Annotated in this window: 10 protein-coding genes and 2 pseudogenes; 3 read left to right on the top strand and 9 right to left on the bottom strand. The window is 61.6% G+C overall.

What is annotated here, in order from left to right; all coding sequences use genetic code 11:
• Positions 1–118: 118 nt before the first annotated feature.
• From AC58NV_RS20240 to AC58NV_RS20280, 9 genes and pseudogenes are all read right to left on the bottom strand, one after another.
• Positions 119–1,426, bottom strand: coding sequence for an MFS transporter (locus AC58NV_RS20240; protein ID WP_497228745.1), 1,308 nt, complete (start codon positions 1,424–1,426; stop codon positions 119–121).
• 186 nt (positions 1,427–1,612) lie between these two features.
• Positions 1,613–4,654, bottom strand: coding sequence for an efflux RND transporter permease subunit (locus tag AC58NV_RS20245; protein ID WP_497228746.1), 3,042 nt, complete (start codon positions 4,652–4,654; stop codon positions 1,613–1,615).
• Positions 4,655–4,664: 10 nt separating this feature from the next.
• On the bottom strand, positions 4,665–5,717 hold the full coding sequence (locus tag AC58NV_RS20250; protein ID WP_497228747.1) for an efflux RND transporter periplasmic adaptor subunit: 1,053 nt from the start codon (positions 5,715–5,717) through the stop codon (positions 4,665–4,667).
• A gap of 421 nt (positions 5,718–6,138) precedes the next feature.
• Complete coding sequence (locus tag AC58NV_RS20255) at positions 6,139–6,417, bottom strand: tyrosine-type recombinase/integrase (RefSeq protein ID WP_497228817.1); 279 nt, start codon at positions 6,415–6,417, stop codon at positions 6,139–6,141.
• Between the two features lie 365 nt (positions 6,418–6,782).
• On the bottom strand, positions 6,783–7,013 hold the full coding sequence (locus tag AC58NV_RS20260; RefSeq protein ID WP_497228748.1) for an Arm DNA-binding domain-containing protein: 231 nt from the start codon (positions 7,011–7,013) through the stop codon (positions 6,783–6,785).
• Complete coding sequence (locus AC58NV_RS20265; RefSeq protein WP_497228749.1) at positions 7,010–7,819, bottom strand: tyrosine-type recombinase/integrase; 810 nt, start codon at positions 7,817–7,819, stop codon at positions 7,010–7,012. Before AC58NV_RS20265 ends, AC58NV_RS20260 begins: the two co-directional genes overlap by 4 nt.
• Positions 7,820–7,849: 30 nt before the next feature.
• A pseudogene (locus AC58NV_RS20270) lies at positions 7,850–7,942 on the bottom strand (hypothetical protein); the annotation flags it as partial.
• A 41-nt stretch (positions 7,943–7,983) separates the two neighbouring features.
• Positions 7,984–8,205, bottom strand: a pseudogene (locus tag AC58NV_RS20275) (ISNCY family transposase); the annotation flags it as partial.
• 236 nt (positions 8,206–8,441) lie between these two features.
• Positions 8,442–9,143 carry a GntR family transcriptional regulator gene (locus AC58NV_RS20280; protein ID WP_497228750.1) on the bottom strand — a complete coding sequence of 234 codons (702 nt, stop codon included), beginning with the start codon at positions 9,141–9,143 and terminating at the stop codon, positions 8,442–8,444.
• A gap of 204 nt (positions 9,144–9,347) precedes the next feature.
• Between AC58NV_RS20280 and AC58NV_RS20285 the strand changes: the two genes are divergently transcribed.
• From AC58NV_RS20285 to AC58NV_RS20295, 3 genes are all read left to right on the top strand, one after another.
• Positions 9,348–10,433 (top strand): TRAP transporter substrate-binding protein, encoded by a 1,086-nt coding sequence (locus AC58NV_RS20285; protein ID WP_366662425.1) that lies wholly within the window; start codon positions 9,348–9,350, stop codon positions 10,431–10,433.
• 66 nt (positions 10,434–10,499) lie between these two features.
• Entirely contained in the window at positions 10,500–10,997 is a 498-nt protein-coding gene (locus tag AC58NV_RS20290) for a TRAP transporter small permease subunit (RefSeq protein WP_497228751.1), read from the top strand.
• Positions 10,994–12,544, top strand: a complete 1,551-nt coding sequence (locus AC58NV_RS20295; protein WP_497228752.1) for a TRAP transporter large permease — start codon at positions 10,994–10,996, stop codon at positions 12,542–12,544. Before AC58NV_RS20290 ends, AC58NV_RS20295 begins: the two co-directional genes overlap by 4 nt.
• Positions 12,545–12,681: the final 137 nt, after the last annotated feature.

Here is a 12,681-nt window from a genome sequence, read left to right on the forward strand (position 1 = left end):
TGCTGGCGTTTTTTTGCTGTGCAAACAGGTTTTGTGGGATGTCTCGCCGGAGGGTCTGCTGTAGCAGGATGACCTTTAACACCTTGCGCTAGCCCGCCAAATTCCGTGGCGGGCTGTTTCATAGGGCGCCGTCCTTCGAAGCAGGTGTAGCATCAGGCTCTGAAAGGTTTTCAGCTTCAGCCAAGGGGGAAGCTTCGTCTTCACCAGCAGCAAGAGCGGCAGTCTCAGGCGTGACAACACGTGCAGGTACGCTGACACGAAATGCCGTTTTCTCGCTGATCGGGACAGCAGACTTGGCCTTAATACGCCAGACAGTGAAGACGATCATCAGGCAGTGCGCGGCAACTGTTGTGATGAACAAGCCCTGCGGTCCTAATTCGCCCATGGCCACACCGGCGATCAGCGGGCCAACAATCGAGCCCAACCCAAAGACCATCAAAAGCCCGCCTGAGACCTGGATCGAAGTGCCCGGCGGCGCGTGGTCATTCGCATGCGCCACGATAATCGGATACATCGCAAAAATCGCCGCGCCAAACGCCCCGACCAAGACAAGGTTTATGATGCGGGACTCGGGTGCGGCAAACACAAAGGTCAGGTCGGCTGCAAGTGCTATGGCCGCCGTGAACAGCAGAACCTTGCGCCGGTCCATGCGATCGCTGACAATCCCGATAGGCACCTGCGCAAGAGCGCCCGCCAGAACCGGAATACTGGCGAAGAGCGCAATCGCGGCCAGCGACAGCCCCACATGGCCTGCGTAGACAGCGGCCAGTGTTCCGAATGCAGCGTTCGAGATGCCAACCAGAAAAATGGCGGTGACCGCGACAGGTGAGTTCCTCCAGAGCGCGGGTAAGTCAAGCCGCACGGATGTCAGTGGCGCAGGCGAGGCCGAGGTCGAAAGCGCTGTTGGAATGAGAGCCAAGCAATATACGATTGCCCCGATGGCAAAAAAGATGAACCCGGCTGCATCGCCTAGTGAAATGGTCATCTGTCCAGCTGTAACTGCACCCAAGTTCACCATTGTATAAACGCCGAAGACGGTGCCCCGTGTGCTTGGCTGGACCTTGTCGTTGAGCCATGACTCGACGATCATGGCGGCTCCGGCAAAAGAAAATCCGGATAATGCACGTGACGGTATCCACGCCCAGGTTTCAACAATTATCGCCTGAAACAAAATCGTCACCGCCGCCAGCGCGCACATGACGCCGTAGGTCCGGATGTGGCCGACCGCTCCAACCATCACCGGTGCAATGAGGCACCCCGCAACGTACCCTATCGCCCAGCCAGTTCCCAATAGACCAAGAGCGCTAGCGGAAAACCCTTCAATCGATCCTCTTACCGGCAGGATAAGGCCGTGAACTCCGCCCGCAAACAGGAGAAGTCCTGACCCAAGAAGCAAGGCAGATATCGGAAGAAGCTGTCGGATCATGGCGCCCAGATTAACGGTTAACAAGAAAATGAGAAGCCAATCGTTCTCGGTAGAAAAACGTTTTCTATTAAAAGAAGGAGGGCCGGTTAGCCTAGGGTTAGGAGGTTGGGCCTCTGAACAATCCCTGCAAGCAAAAGCCCCGGCACGTTCGGCCGGGACTTTGATGTTTCTGAGGCTGTGCCGCGATCAGACGCCTGCTATTTCTCGTTTTTCGACGCCTCGGAAGAAGATCAGATAGAAGACTGGCGCTGCCACCAGCGTTAGCATAGTGGCAAAGGCCAGCCCGCCCATAATGGTGATTGCCATCGACACGAAAAAGGCGTCGGTCAACAGCGGTGCCATGCCGAGGATAGTCGTCACCGCCGCCAGCATCACCGGGCGCAGACGCGATACCGAGGCTTCGACGATGGCTTCGCGCAAAGGTTTGCCAGTTTCGCGCACCAGGTCGATTTCTTCGACCAGCACGATGCCGTTCTTGATCAGCATACCCGACAGGCTGAGCAGGCCCAGCAGCGCCGTGAACGTGAAGGGGAAGCCGGTGCCCAGAAGCCCGATCACCACGCCGTTCACCGACATTGGCACCAGGAGCCAGATAATCACCGGCTGGCGGATTGCGTTGAACAGCAGAACCGAAATCAGCACCATGATCAGGAGGGTCACCGGCAGTTGCTTGCCAAGGCTTTCGTTAGCGTCGCCCGAGCTTTCATGCTCACCGCCCCACTCCATCAGGTAGCCGGGAGGTATCTCCATCGCCTCGATCGTTTCCTGTATCTCAGCAAAGACGGTGGCGGCGGTCAGATCAGGCGGGATGTCGGCCCCCACAGTCAGAGTCGGCAGCCGGTCACGGCGGTGCACCAGCGTATTTTCCATCTCGACATCGACACCGTCGATCATCTGCTCCAGCGGCAAGAATTTTCCGGCTGAGGAGGAGAACACCACCTGATCATAGATGTTGTAAGTTTCCTCCCGTGCGCGGCGCACCACAATGGGGATAAGCCGGTCGCGCTCGCGGAAGACGCCCATCTGCAGGCCATCGGTTGAGAACTGCAGCGCGTCGGCGATGTTTTCTCGGGTGACGCCAGCAGTCTGCGCTCGGTCGGTGGCGTAGACCGGCTTCAGCACCGGTTCCTGCTCACGCCAGTTATGGCGCGGGATCAGGATATCGGGTGATGCGTTCTCCAGCCGCTGAATGGCTTCCTGACCCAGCTGGCGCAGAACGCGCGGGTCGGGGCCAGAGAAGCGCACCTGGATCGGATCGCCGCCGCCGGGGCCGAAAACCAGCCGCTTGGTGCGAAACTCGCCCTCGGGGAACTGCGCCTGGCCGAAGGCCTCGAGGTCGGCTTGCAGGGGAGGGATCGCGTCGAGGTTTTCGGTGCGAATGATCAGATGGCCGTAGCCGGGGTTCGGCTTCTCCGCCGTATAGGTCAGCATGAAGCGGGTGGCGCCCTGGCCGGTGAAGGAAGCCACAGAGACCACGTCGTCGCGCTTGGAGAGCCAGTCCTCGAACACCTGCAAATGGTCGGAAGTTGTCTGGATCGAGGTGCCCTGCGGCAGTTTATAATGGACAAAGAACAGCGGCGTGTTGGAATCCGGGAAAAACTGCTGCCGAACCTGGCCGAACCCGATGAAACAGACCGCGGTGATGCCCACGAGGCCGGCGACCACCAGCCAGCGCAGCTTCAGCGCGGCCCGCAGGATGGTGCCGTAGGTGCGGAACAGGATACCGTCATAGGCGTCCTTGCCGCCTGCTTTGCCCTGTTTGAAGAAGTAATGGCCCAGGAGCGGCGTGGCAGTTAGCGCCAGCAGCCAGCTGAGCAGTAGCGAGATGGCGATAACAGCAAACAGCGAGAACAGGAATTCACCCGAAGCATCAGGGCTGAGGCCGATGCCGGCAAAGGCCATGATGCCGATCACGGTGGCGCCCAGCAGCGGGATCTGGGTTTTCGAAGCAGCGTCGTGGGCAGCCTCGCGCGAGGTTCGGCCGCGCAGCATAGCGATCTGCATCCCCTCGGCCACCACGATGGCGTTGTCCACTAGCATGCCCATGGCGATGATCAGCGCGCCGAGCGAAATCCGCTCCATCTCTATCGAGAACAGGTTCATGAAGAACAGTGTGCCGACCACCGTCAGCAGCAGGGTGGAGCCCACAACAATTGCCGCACGCCAGCCCATGAACAGCGCCAGAACTACCACCACGATGGACACCGACATGGCCAGGTTGACCAGGAAATCGTTGGAGGCCTGCTCGACCACCACATGCTGCTGGTAGATCGGTTTCAGGTCGACGCCATAGGGGATCTGGCTGTCCAGTGCAGCCAGTTTGGCATCGACGTTCTTGCCCACCTCGACGATGTTTTCGGTGGCAAGACCTGCGATTCCAAGGGTGAAGGCCTCCACCCCGTCAAAACGAATGAGCTGGTCCGGGTTGTCTATGCGCCCGCGATGCACATCGGCCATGTCGATCACGTTGACCACTTCGCCCTGCCAGCCGATAGCGAGGCCTTGAATTTCGGAGACCGAGTCCGAGCCTTCCGGCGCACGCATTATGGTTTCGGCAGGCCCAGCGTCTATGCTGCCTGCGGAGCGGACCGAATTGGCCGTAGCCAGCGCGTTGCTGATTGCGTCAATTGGAACATTCTGATTGACCGAAACGGCCAGCGTGGGTTCGACAAAGATCGCTTCCTGCGGCAATCCGGCAATTTCAACATCTGCCACCCCGTTCACCGTCAGCAGCTCGCGCCGCAAGTAGGTCGCCAGATCGTGCTTTTCGGCGTCCGTGTATCCTTCCGCCGTCACCGCATAGAACAGGCCGAACACATCGCCGAAGCCGTCGTTCACAACCGGCTGGCTGACGCCCTCTGGCAGAGTGCGGGCGGCATCGCGGATTTCCGCACGAAGTTTGGTCCAGATGGCGGGTAGTTCGGTGCCGTCGTAAGTATCCTGCATCTCCACTTCGATCAGGGAAAAACCAGGCTGGTTCACGGACGTGATCAGCTTGACCTCGCCCATTTTCTGGATCGCGGATTCCAGAGGCTCGGACACTTCGCGCGCGACCTGTTCGCTGTTGGCACCGGGGTACTGGGTCGCGATGACCGCGGATTTGATTGTGAAGGCCGGATCTTCGAGACGGCCCAAATTCAGAAATCCCCAGATACCGCCAAGCAGTGCAGCCAGCATGATGATCCAGGTATAGAGCGGCCGGTCGATAGACCCCCGTGCAATGTCCATCTGTCTGCCCTCAGTTTCCGAAGCCGGTAAAGCGTCTGACCTGCTGGCCATCCTTCAGTGCGCCGCCGCCGGTCAGCACAATCTCTTCGCTGCCGGTCAGGCCATCCGCCACACGGAAATCGCCGTTCTGAGTGGCTTCGACGCGGACTTTCGTCCATTCAACAGTGCCTTTCGCAGCACCTGCAGGGGTAAAGACCATCACACCGGTGCTGCCATCGTTCGCTGAGACCAGGGCAGTGGCGGGCACCCGGATTCCTGCATCGCCGGTATCCACCCGTACTCTTACCGTTGCCGAGGCCCCCGGCAGGATCTGGCGGTCTTCGGGCGGGGTAAGGCGGAATGTCACCTGATAGGTCTGGCCGACACTGCTGGCCTCGGCGTCGTACTCCAGGATTTCCAGCGGGTAATCAGTGTCCTGACCGGGAAAGTTTGCGACTATTGTCAGCACGTCGCTTTCCTCGGCTTTCTGGAACAGAACTTCCGGCACATCAACCTTGATGTACAGTTCAGACATGTCGTGCAGCCGCACGATCGGTGTCCCGGAGCTGATGGTGGTGAATTGCTCCACTTCACGGCTGGAAACCAGCGCATCAAAGGGAGCGTTCAGGGTGGCGTGCTCGAATTCATACTCTGCATCGCGCAGCGCCACACGTGCCAGTCCTGCCTCGGTCTCGGCGTCGTCGATTGAGACCTGGCTGACCGTGCCGGTCAGATTTTTCAGACGTGCCACGGTGCGGTCGGCCTGTTCTTTGCGCAGCTGAGCTTGCTCCAATTGCAGCTGGAACGGTTCCAGGTCTAGCTCAGCAATCAATCCGCCCTTGGCTACCGCACTGCCTTCGGCAACCGGAAATCTCAATATTTGCCCGGAAACCTGAAACGCTAGGTCCACTGTCTGCTTGGCCGCCACCTGGCCAAAAAACTGCCGTTCCAGAAGCAATGCTGCCGAGGAAGTTTGCAGCAGCTTTACCGGCTTCAGCGCCCCTTGGGCCCGCAAAGCCGCAGGCAAGGCTGCAAGCCCGGCAGCCAAGGTAACGGCAAATGCAAATGAGGTTGTCCAACGCATGCGTTTCACTCCTTCAGGGCAGTTTTCTTGCTATTCGCACCAGTTGGCAGTTTCAGGCGGCGCACCCTCTGGCGCAAGACAAGATGCCGGGATCGGTGCGGCATAGTCTGCTTGCCGGGTTTCCCCTGTGAACAAGGTCACAAAGAATAAAAATTCTGCGTGTAACTCAGCCGAATGAGAGTGAAGAAGAACCGCAGGCCACCGTTTCGAGAGGTCTGGCGGGGCTGCGCACCGCCCTTGAACAGAGAGCTGTTTACTGCCGAGAGAAGGTGTTGCTAAGGGAAGTCGGATGGTGGGGCCTCCCCGCTGTGCCAAGCCTGGTATAGAGGAAAGCTGAAAGTCGGCTTCTGATTTCATGGCAACGATACTCGCATATGCGACGAAAGGCATAATCGAGTAACGTGCGGTGCGGCTTCTTTGTTCACTGCGCCGAGAATATGTAGCTGGACCGGCGCTGTTTGCGCAGTCGGCCAAGATACTGGATTGCAGCATCGCTCAGATTGACTTCGCGCAGGCCTGTTTTGGTGCGCCGGAAGGTGAGCTTGTCTTTCTGGACTTCATCCCATCTCAACCGCAGGATTTCGCCGGAGCGGCAGCCGGTCAGCAGCATCAGCCAAATCGCATCCGCAGCGTCTCGCTGTCTGGAGGTTGCGGAGTCCAGCACTGCGGCAAGCCGCCGTAGCTGGCCGCAGCTCATCATGCGCCCGCACACCAAGCGCCGGTTGAAACGCAAAGGCGCCGCCGGATTGGCAAGCCCGTGGGAAGATGGCCAGCTTCCTTGCCCCAATTCAGAATTGTTGTGAAGTGCCCAGGCGCCTGATTGGCACCGTCCGGCCGCGATCGGGAATAGGCATAGAACCAATCAGCGATGTAGGGTGTGTGATCCGTGCAATTCGCCGTCGTCCAAAGGCGGGCAGAAGCTGTGTATCCAGATAGTACCCCAGCGAGGAAAGTGTGGAATTGGCATAAACGCCGCGCTTGGCATCCAGGAAGGCAGTGCAGAGTGCCGAGAAGGTGAGTGTGTTGCGCTGTGCCGGGGCAGGGGGCTGTTGCCCTGTTCCTTTTTTACGCATGGAAGGCTTCGCGTGCCTCGCTGATATTCATGTCCTCAAAACGCCCAAAGGTGACACGCCGGGTCTTCCCCGCGTCCCGCTGCCAGCAGACCCAGGACTTGGCGCCGCTGGGCTGGATACGCAGGGTCAGACCATCGCACTTGGCATCATGAAGCACGTATTCCTTCTTGCGCGGCCTGAGAGATGACAGGATCAGCGGGGTGAGGAGGGTAACGGTTTTCATGCTTGCCCCGTCCGGCCCCGGTTCGCCGAGCGCCAAGCCAGGAGTCCTTTGCGGAACGTGGCTGGATTGATCCCGTTTTCATCGCAGAAGGCGCCGATGGAGAGCCGCGAATTGCAGAAGCGCTGGTAGAGCGAACTGTCCCGGACGCGGCCCGAGGCGGGGGCCTTGACGATCTTTTCCAGATGCGTGCCGACCCGCTGGCTTGCAGCCTTGATGGTTCGGTCTTCGAGATGGGCGTAACCTTCGGTGGTTGCGAGATCGGAATGGCCCAGCAGCCCGCCGATCACGCGAAGATCCAGCCCGGCGTTGACGCCAACGGATGCAAAGCTGTGACGCAGATCATGCAGGCGGATCCCATCGAGTTTTGCGCTTTGCCGCAGCTTGCGCCAGATCCTGTCAATCCGGTGGTCCGGCATTGGATCCTTGCCCTCACCGAACACGTACAGGTTGCTGCGCGGAAATGAGGCCAGGACCCGTTTTGCGGGACGCCCGAGCCAGATCGCGCGTGGGCCGGACTTGGCATTTGGCAGAGCACAGCGCGGCCCGTCGATCATGTCCCAGCGGAGGGCGAGGGTTTCCCCTTTGCGGCAGCCGGTGAGGGCGAGAAAGCGGAAGCAGCCTGCCTCACGAGGGTGGGTTTCCTCAAGCCGCCGCAAAGCAGCTCCCAGCCGGGCCCACTGTGCCTCGGAGAGATAGGTGGCCTTGAAGCTTATCTTGCGGCGCCTCAGTCCCTTACAAGGGTTGCTGCCGGGCGGCTGGAGGCCAAGCAGTTCCGCGTGGCGCATCATGCCGAACAAAACGGCCAATGCCCGGTTGCCGCTGGCGGCAATGCCGGGCTACCCGTCTTTCCAGGAAATCAAATCTGCCCGGGTCACCTGATTAAACCGCTTGCTGCCCAGATAAGGAAAAATTAGGTGCTCGACGTCGTGTGAGTGGGCGCGATGCGTGGCCGGTTTCCAGCTCGGTGCGAGATCCTTGAGATAGCGGTGGCTGAGCTAGCGCAGAGGATCTCGATATTCAACTCATTCAGAGTCCGGCCGAACTGGGTCATCCCATAGCCGGACTTCGCCGCCTGGTTGGGAACGCGGAAAACGGAGTGCTTGTCCGAATAGAAGGCCACCGGGCGGCCGTGTTTGAGCAGATAGTGCTCCAATGCTTCAAAGTAGCTGAACGTGCTTTCGAATTGCATAAAGGCAGCTGTTCTCACTCACAGCTGTATACCCCGACGGTAGTGCTTAGGCACGCTGTGTTCATTGGCCTTGGCGGATTGTGAAGCTTGGCAGGCCATGCGAGGTGCCCACAGGTGCATCCGAGCGCGCCGCTGAAAGGAAGCGGACGCTGCTTCCCGCCTGGCTTGTGCCGTTCTGTCAGCCGGAAAACCCCGGCGCGGAAATCCGGCCGACCGCCACCGGGGCCGCGCCGTTTCCGTCAGCCCTGGGTAAACAGCTGATAGCCCGGGTGGGCGACGGCGCACAGGCTGGTGATCGGGGCATCTCCGATCCAGGTGGTGCGCTCCATGACAAACAGCGCATCCCCGACCTTGCTCTGGAGGATTTCACTGTCGCTGCCGGTGCCGGGGCGGGCGTACAGCCGCAAATCGCATCTGCTGTAGGGGCGGTTGCGGACCAGCCATTCGTTTGCGCTTTCGCGGCTCAGGTCCACCGACGCTATCTCCGGCACGGTCTCCAGGCAGATCCAGCGGTCTTCGAAGATATAGGGGCGGCTGTCAGCGAGATGCAAAGCCTCCACGCGCAGCATCGGTCGGGCCTCTGGCAGGCCGAAGTTGGCCATGATGGCCGGGGGTGACGGCTGCATGGACTGCCGGATCAGCTGGTAGCGGTAGACGCTGCCCTTCTGTTCGACCTCAAGCCGGGTGATCGGGATGTTGAGCGTCGCTCGCGTCACCGGATCGCGCCGCACCGTTGTTCCGCCTTTGCGGCGCCGTTCGACAATGCCGCTTTGGGCCAGATCCCGCATGGCCCGGTGAACGGTGGAGCGGGCGCAGCCGAACCGGGCAGCGAATTCCTCGTCCCGCGGCAGCTTGTCTCCCGGCCCGTAGGTGGAGTTCAGGATCATCTCCCGGATGCTGTCCCGGATTGCCACCCAGGAATGCCGCTGCTTTTCCGCCATCTAATATCCCCCAGATCAAACGGGAAAATGCTTACTGCCGCTCCATATTTCATTCAGCGCAGTAAGGCGAACGCGAACCGCGCAACCGTGATTGACAATAATATGTAGCTACATATTAATGTAAAGCACGTACAAAACAAGGCTGATTCTGCGCTGCCCGCGCCCGGTCACCGCAGGTCCACCGACAGACGGAGGAATGGAGACATGGAAAGACGTGAGTTTCTGAAAGCGGGTGCGCTTGGCACCGCAGCCGCGGCGCTGGCCAGCCCGGCCATTGCCCAGGGCAAGATGCAGTGGAAGATGGTCACCGCCTGGCCCAAGAACCTGCCCGGGCCCGGTGTCGCGGCGCAGATGCTGGCCGACCGGATCACCACCCTGTCCGGCGGCCGGATCGAGGTGAAACTGTTTGCCGCGGGCGAGCTGGTGCCGGGCCGCGGCGTGTTCGACGCGGTGTCCGAAGGCACGGCTGAGCTGTATCACGCGGTCCCGGCCTACTGGGGCTCCAAGTCCAAGGGCATCCTGCTGTTCGGCTCGCAGCCGTTCGGCCTGCGCGCAGATGAGCAGTTCGGCTGGCTGTACCACGGCGGTGGCCAGGCGCTGTACGACGAAATGTACGGCCGCTTCGGCATCAAGCCGTTCCTGTGCGGCAACTCCGGCCCGCAGTGGGGTGGCTGGTTCAAGACCGAGATCAACTCTGCCGAAGACCTGAAGGGCCTCAAGTTCCGCACCACCGGCCTGGCCTCGGAAATGGCGTCGAAGCTGGGCATGGCCGCGGAGGCCACCAGCGGCCCGGCGATGTTCCAGGGCCTGCAGACCGGTGCGCTGGATGCCGGTGAGTTCATCGGCCCCTGGACCGACAGCGCGCTCGGCTATTACCAGGTGGCCAAGAACTACTACTGGCCGGGCGTGGGCGAGCCGTCGTCGGCCGAGGAATGCGGCGTCAACGCCAGCGTCTTCGCGGAATTGCCGGAGGACCTGCAGCAGGTGGTGTCGCTGGCCTGCGAGAGCCTCTACAACCCGGTCTGGACCGAATACACCACCAAGCACGCGCTGGCGCTGAAGAAGATGGTGGATGAGGACGGCGTGCAGGTGAAGATGTTCCCCGAGGACGTGATCGCCGCCATGGGCGCAGCCGCCAAGGAAGTGATCGCCGAGCTGCAGGAGGACGAGGACGAGCTGGTGCGCCGCATCACTGAAAGCTTCCTCTCCTACCGCGACAGCGTCGGCGGCTACATGACCTATGCCGACAACGGCCAGATGAACGCCCGTGCCTCGGTGATGGGCTACTGATCTTTGCAAAGACCGTCGGCTTCCGGGTGACCGGGCGCCGGCTTTTTGATGGGGGAGAAACGCAGGATGCTACGGGTTGCGGAGGCGCTGGACGGCCTCAACCGGGGTCTGGCGATGGGGATACGCTGGCTGGCGCTGCTGATGGTGCTGGCGCAATTTGCCATTGTGGTCGGGCGCTACGTGTTCGGGGTGAACTCCATCGCGGCGCAGGAAAGCGTCCTCTACATGCATTCCGCCCTGTTCATGCTGGCGGCGGGCTACACGCTGCTGGTCGACAAGCATGTGCGCGTGGATGTGTTCTATGCGGGCCTCAGCCCCCGGACCCAGCGCCGCATCGACATCTTCGGCCATCTGGTGCTGCTGCTGCCGTCGATGGCGGCGCTGCTCTACTGGTCCTGGCCCTCGGTGCGCAATTCCTGGGCCATCCTCGAAGGCCCGATCGCCGTTGGCGGCCTTGAGGCCGTGTTCCTGCTGAAATCGCTGATCCCCGCCTTCTGCGTGCTGGTCATGCTGCAATCCATCGCCCTGCTGATCCGCCTGTTCTCCGAAAGAGCCCGCCAATGACGGAATATCTCGACCTGGTCATGTTCGCGGCCCTGATGGCAGCGATCCTCATGGGCTTCCCGGTGGCCTTCTCCATTGCGGGCATTGCGATCCTGTTTGCCTATCTCGGCTGGGCGATGGGGGTGATGGATATCTCGCTGCTGGGGGCACTGGGCCAGCGTGCCTTCGGGCTGCTGAGCAACCAGGTGCTGATCGCCATACCGCTGTTTGTGCTGATGGGTGCGATCCTGGAAAAGAGCCGCATCGCCGAAGAGCTGCTGGACACCATGGGCCGGCTGTTCGGCCAGCTGAAGGGCGGACTGGGCATCTCGGTGGTGCTGGTGGGGGCGCTGCTGGCGGCCTCGACCGGCATTGTCGGCGCTACGGTGGTGGCGATGGGCATGATCGCCCTGCCCGCCATGCTGCGCGCGGGCTACGACCCGCGGGTGGCTTCCGGCATCGTCTGCACGGCCGGCACGCTGGGGCAGATCATCCCGCCTTCGACGCTGCTGATCATCCTTGCCGACGTGATGTCCAACGCCTACCAGCAGGCGCAGTACGAACAGGGAAAATTCTCGGTCGAGGCGCTGTCCGTGGGCCAGTTCTTTGCCGCGGCGCTGGTGCCCGGGCTGGTGCTGGTGGCCCTGTACCTGCTCTATATCCTGATCCGGGGGTTCCTGCGCCCGCAGGATATGCCCTCCGCCCCGTCCGGGCTGGCCCGCCCCGGCCGCGGCGAGGTCGTGCGCGCCGTGGTGCCGCCGATCCTGCTGATCTTTGCCGTGCTCGGCGCCATCCTCGGCGGCGTTGCCACCCCCACCGAAGCCGCCTCTGTCGGCGCCATCGGCGCCCTGCTGATGGCCGGCGTCCGCGCCGGCGGCCCGGCCCGGCTGATCCTGTTCGGTGCCGCCGCGCTGATCCTGCTGGGCGTCCTGTCGGGCCTGCATCCCATCCGGCTGCAGCGCAGCGACCTCAGCAGCGGCGATTTTGCGGCGGGGCTGTTCTATGCGCTGCTGGCCGCAGCCGGAGCCATCGCGGTGATCGCTGCCCTGCGCAGCGGGCTGAAACAGCGTATCCTGCACGAGGCCGTGACCTCGACCACGACAATGACGGCGATGATCTTTGCCACCATCCTGGCCGCGGGGATGTTCTCGCTGGTGTTCATCGGCCTGGGCGGCGAGGAGCGGGTGGCGCATATCCTCGGCAACATGCCGGGCGGGCCGTCCGGGGCGCTGCTGTTCTGCATGCTGTTCATCTTCGTGCTGGGCTTCTTCCTCGATTTCGTCGAGATCTCGGTGATCGTGCTGCCGCTGGTCACGCCGACGCTGATCCTGATGGGGCATGACCCGGTCTGGCTGGGCATCCTGATCGCGATCAACCTGCAGACCAGCTTCCTGACCCCGCCGTTCGGCTTCTCGCTGTTCTACCTGCGCGGCGCCGCGCCCAAGGAAGTGACCACCCGCCACATATATCAGGGGGTCGTGCCGTTCATCGGGCTGCAGGCGCTTGGTGTTCTGCTGGTCTGGCTGGTCCCGAGCCTTGCAACCTGGCTGCCCGCCGCGATTTTTTGACAGCGGCGCCCTTGCCGCTCCGTTTCAAACTACCCGCAAGGGCAATGCGGTACGGGATCAAAAGAGAACGAAGCCGCCGGTCCGCAGGCTGGTGCAGCGCTCGGAGGAGACGTTCGGCGGCTTGTCTTGGGCGCCAT

The sequence above is a fragment of the Leisingera sp. ANG49 genome, from assembly GCF_059694505.1.

Excerpts from the sequence above, each read along its gene's own strand:
- AC58NV_RS20240 (WP_497228745.1), bottom strand. The coding sequence starts at position 1,426 with ATGATCCGACAGCTTCTTCCGATATCTGCCTTGCTTCTTGGGTCAGGA.
- AC58NV_RS20280 (WP_497228750.1), bottom strand. The coding sequence starts at position 9,143 with ATGGCGGAAAAGCAGCGGCATTCCTGGGTGGCAATCCGGGACAGCATC.
- AC58NV_RS20295 (WP_497228752.1), top strand. The coding sequence starts at position 10,994 with ATGACGGAATATCTCGACCTGGTCATGTTCGCGGCCCTGATGGCAGCG.
- AC58NV_RS20250 (WP_497228747.1), bottom strand. The coding sequence starts at position 5,717 with ATGCGTTGGACAACCTCATTTGCATTTGCCGTTACCTTGGCTGCCGGG.
- AC58NV_RS20260 (WP_497228748.1), bottom strand. The coding sequence starts at position 7,013 with ATGAAAACCGTTACCCTCCTCACCCCGCTGATCCTGTCATCTCTCAGG.
- AC58NV_RS20245 (WP_497228746.1), bottom strand. The coding sequence starts at position 4,654 with ATGGACATTGCACGGGGGTCTATCGACCGGCCGCTCTATACCTGGATC.
- AC58NV_RS20255 (WP_497228817.1), bottom strand. The coding sequence starts at position 6,417 with ATGATGAGCTGCGGCCAGCTACGGCGGCTTGCCGCAGTGCTGGACTCC.
- AC58NV_RS20290 (WP_497228751.1), top strand. The coding sequence starts at position 10,500 with ATGCTACGGGTTGCGGAGGCGCTGGACGGCCTCAACCGGGGTCTGGCG.
- AC58NV_RS20285 (WP_366662425.1), top strand. The coding sequence starts at position 9,348 with ATGGAAAGACGTGAGTTTCTGAAAGCGGGTGCGCTTGGCACCGCAGCC.